The sequence below is a fragment of the Vibrio sp. V43_P6S15P86 genome (assembly GCF_009904725.1).
Taxonomy (GTDB): domain Bacteria; phylum Pseudomonadota; class Gammaproteobacteria; order Enterobacterales; family Vibrionaceae; genus Vibrio; species Vibrio diabolicus.
On record NZ_WXWT01000265.1, the window covers coordinates 1 to 3,540 of the forward strand.

Consider the following 3,540-nt stretch of genomic DNA (forward strand, 5'->3'; position numbering starts at 1 on the left):
CATTAATTCAAACAATTAACTTAAATAACGTGCTTCCTTAACAAGTGAGATGTACTAATAACGTGCACAATGCGTTATATGCTCTAATCTATTGATTGGGAAATAAAGAGGGAAGGGAGGCGCGATTAGGTTACTAAACACGAATTGAGAAGTGCAATTTCTTCAAAGTTTACAGTGTAAAAAAAAGCGGCTTTACCCCGGAACAGATAAAAGCCGCTTGCCAATGATGTGTTAATTCACATCTTATCGCATAATCATTTGTTCACGGCCTGGACCCACAGACACCATTTTTACTGGTACGCCCATCAGTTCTTCAATGCGTAGAACGTATTTCTGTGCTGCTACTGGTAGCTCTTCAAACTTACGACAACCTGTGATGTCCTCGCTCCAGCTTTCCATCTTCTCGTAGATTGGCGCAAGAGATGCAGTTTGAGGCCAGATTGGGTTTTCGCTGTGGTCGCCTTCGTAGCCAACACAGATTTTCAGATCGTTAAGGCCAGTCAAACAGTCTACTTTCGTTAGTGCAATTTCAGTTGCGGCTTGCAGTTCAACGCCATTCTTCGTAGCGACTGCGTCGAAGTAGCCCATATCGCGCGGACGACCTGTAGTTGCACCGAACTCGCCTGCAAGTTCACGGAAAGCGTCTTGCTCTTCCATTGCCGTGATCAACGTACCAGTACCTACTGATGAGCTGAATGCTTTTGCAACCGCAATAACGCGTTCAGGACGAAGTGCCGGAAGGCCACTACCGATACCCGCGTACATTGATACAACGTTAGAAGATGTTGTCCAAGGGTACTCACCGTAAACAAGGTCACGACCCGCGCCAAGCTGCGCTTCGAACAATAGAGTTTTGTCTTTCGCTTGTAGTTCTTTTAGAGGAAGCGTTACGTTGCAAATTGAATCGCGCCAAGGTGCAGAGACTTCTAGCAGCCAGTTCGCCAGTTCTTCAGCAGTTTGTTCAAACTCGAACGTCGGGTAAAGCGCACGCAGTTGTGGCAGTTTCCAATCCATCATGAATTGAAGGCGTTCAACCAATACTTCTGGTTGCTTCAACCAACCAACAAGAATGCCTTTCTTCATTACGCGGTCACCGTACGCAGGTGCAATACCTTGACGAGTTGAGCCGTATGCTTTGTCGCCTAAACGCTGTTCTTCTAGCATATCTTCTAGTGCGTGTAGAGGTAGACACAGTGTTGCGCGATCAGAGATGCACATATTCACTTTTACGCCCGCTTCTTCAACTTCCGCAATCTCCTGAGACAGCAACGCAGGGCTGATAACCATACCCGGACCTAACACTGCCAAACAGTCTGGGTTGAATACGCCACTTGGTAGCTGGTGCAGCTTAAACGTACCTAGATCGTTAACCACGGTGTGACCCGCGTTGTTACCACCTTGGAAACGAATGCTCGCAGAAGCTTGCTCTGCCAAAAAGTCAACGATGCGGCCTTTGCCTTCATCACCCCAGTTTGCACCCACAACAACGATAGACGACATAATTTAATCTCCAAAAACAGATGCAAAAATCTTAAGGCGTTCGCCATAATAAGAGAAATTAATTATACTCATTAACTTGATAAGAATCTCATATCGGAATTGGCAATGTTAGATTTGAACTGGCTGCGAACCTTCGTAACTCTTGCAGAGGTAAAGCATTTCGGCAAAACAGCGACGGAACTGCACATGACGCAACCGAACGTCAGCTTGCATATCAAGCAGTTGGAGCAGGCCACGCGCACGAAATTGATTGAGCGAAATCCTGTGCAGTTGACGCAAGCGGGAAAGCGTTTGTTAGATACGGCTCAGCGAATGCTCAATGAGCTGCAAATTTGCCAATCGGATCTCAATGCCATCAACGATCTTACGCAAGGAACGCTTTCTATTGCGGCGAGCGATATCGTTTCACGTTTATTGCTTATCAAACCGTTTCAGCAATTCAAAAGTGAATACCCGGGTATCGACTTGGCATTGTTCAATACCACATCTTCTCAAGCGGTGGATTTGGTGAAAAGTGCGCGTGCCGATATCGGCTTTGTTATCGCACAAAAAGAGAGTCAACCGTTGCATTTTACGCCTCTCACGCAAATTCACTGGTGTGCGTTTGGCGATAACATTTTTGAGTGGCAGGACAATCGAAAAGAGAGCCAGACGTTGATTCTGCTAGGGCACGACACGCGAACCCGTGAGCTGATAGATGCATCTTTACCTGAATTAAATCTGCCTAAGCATCGTGTGATGGAAGTGGGCAGTGTGGAAGCACAAATCGACTGGGCAGAAGCAGGATTTGGGACCGCCATTGTGCCGGATTTCTCTCTTGATCCGAGGCTAATGCTTTCCCGAGAAGTCACGCCTTTACCTAGTTTTCCAAACACCGATTTCGGCTACATTGTGCGCCAAAATCAGGTACTCTCCAAAGCCGCCAAACAGCTACTCAGTTGGGTTGGAGAGAATGTGTCAGTGGTGGGAGAGTAACGGATGAATGATGACAACATTATTGTTTCGCTTCCCTCTCTGATTCATCGCATTGGCGGTGAGAATGCTAAACGCATTAAAGTCATTGCGGCGGATTGCGGGTGTGACGTTAAGCGAGTTAGGCGTTCTCGTCATTGGCAAGTTTCTGGAGAAGCTTTGAACTTAAAAGCGTTACTTGATCAGCTAAAAGCAGGGCAGTGTGAAGAGCTAAGGTTTGTGATGAATAAGTTGGAGAAAGGGTTATCCGTTCATCAGGACAAACTGGAACCGTTAGAAGAAAAACTGATTCGGTTGGTGGTGCAAAACCCAAATATCACCTTGGCAGAGTTGATGACAGAAACGCACTGTACGATTGCGCAAGCCAGATCAGCTCGGTTTGAAGCGGAAATGCTCTAGCGTAGAATTTTTATTTACTCATTCTAGCAGCCAATGTTACGGTGCGGGCTATTACTAAAAATTAAGGCCATTTTTTATCATGGATATTTGGAAGCTCCTCCTTTTTATTCCCGCTTGCTTTGCTCTGAATATGACTCCAGGCCCAAACAACTTATTGGCAATGAATAATGCGCGTTGTTACGGTTTTCGTGCCGCGTTTGTCGCTAGTTTAGGGCGTATTACGGCATTTTCTGGCATGATCGCGTTGTCTGCCTCTGGGCTCGCCGTGATTTTGTACACATCAGAAATGCTGTTTTTAGCGTTAAAGCTGGTGGGGGCGTTGTATCTATTGTGGATTGCATTCAACCTTTGGCGTTCGGAATCGAGCCCGATCTCTGAGTTAACTAACTCTCGCAACTATGCAGGGCTTGCGAAACAAGAGTTTACGCTTGCCGCCGGTAACCCGAAGGCGATTCTTATTTTTACTGCGTTTTTGCCGCAGTTTGTTGATGTGAACGCCAACGTTCAAGAGCAGTTTTTTGCCCTTGGCTCCACGTTTTTGATTTTAGAAATGGTCGCCATTTCAATTTACGCGATTTTTGGTTTGTACCTTAGACATTGGTTTTCAAATCCAAAGATGGCGAAACGTTTTAATCGCGGATGTTCGCTGTTTTTAGCCGCATCTGGTGT

4 protein-coding genes are annotated in these 3,540 nt (G+C 46.2%); 3 read left to right on the forward strand and 1 reads right to left on the reverse strand.

Going from position 1 to position 3,540, the window contains the following annotated elements; translation table 11 throughout:
* Positions 1-243: 243 nt before the first annotated feature.
* On the reverse strand, positions 244-1,500 hold the full coding sequence (locus tag CAG69_RS11985) for an adenylosuccinate synthase (RefSeq protein WP_161444361.1): 1,257 nt from the start codon (positions 1,498-1,500) through the stop codon (positions 244-246).
* A 105-nt stretch (positions 1,501-1,605) separates the two neighbouring features.
* On the opposite strand from CAG69_RS11985, the gene CAG69_RS11990 reads away from it, so the two are divergent.
* From CAG69_RS11990 to CAG69_RS12000, 3 genes are all read left to right on the forward strand, one after another.
* Positions 1,606-2,475, forward strand: a complete 870-nt coding sequence (locus CAG69_RS11990; protein ID WP_085343267.1) for a LysR family transcriptional regulator — start codon at positions 1,606-1,608, stop codon at positions 2,473-2,475.
* 3 nt (positions 2,476-2,478) lie between these two features.
* Positions 2,479-2,871 carry a ribosome recycling factor family protein gene (locus tag CAG69_RS11995; RefSeq protein WP_161444363.1) on the forward strand — a complete coding sequence of 131 codons (393 nt, stop codon included), beginning with the start codon at positions 2,479-2,481 and terminating at the stop codon, positions 2,869-2,871.
* Positions 2,872-2,950: 79 nt separating this feature from the next.
* Positions 2,951-3,540: LysE family translocator (locus CAG69_RS12000; protein WP_161444364.1), on the forward strand; the 590-nt coding region annotated here is incomplete at its 3' end.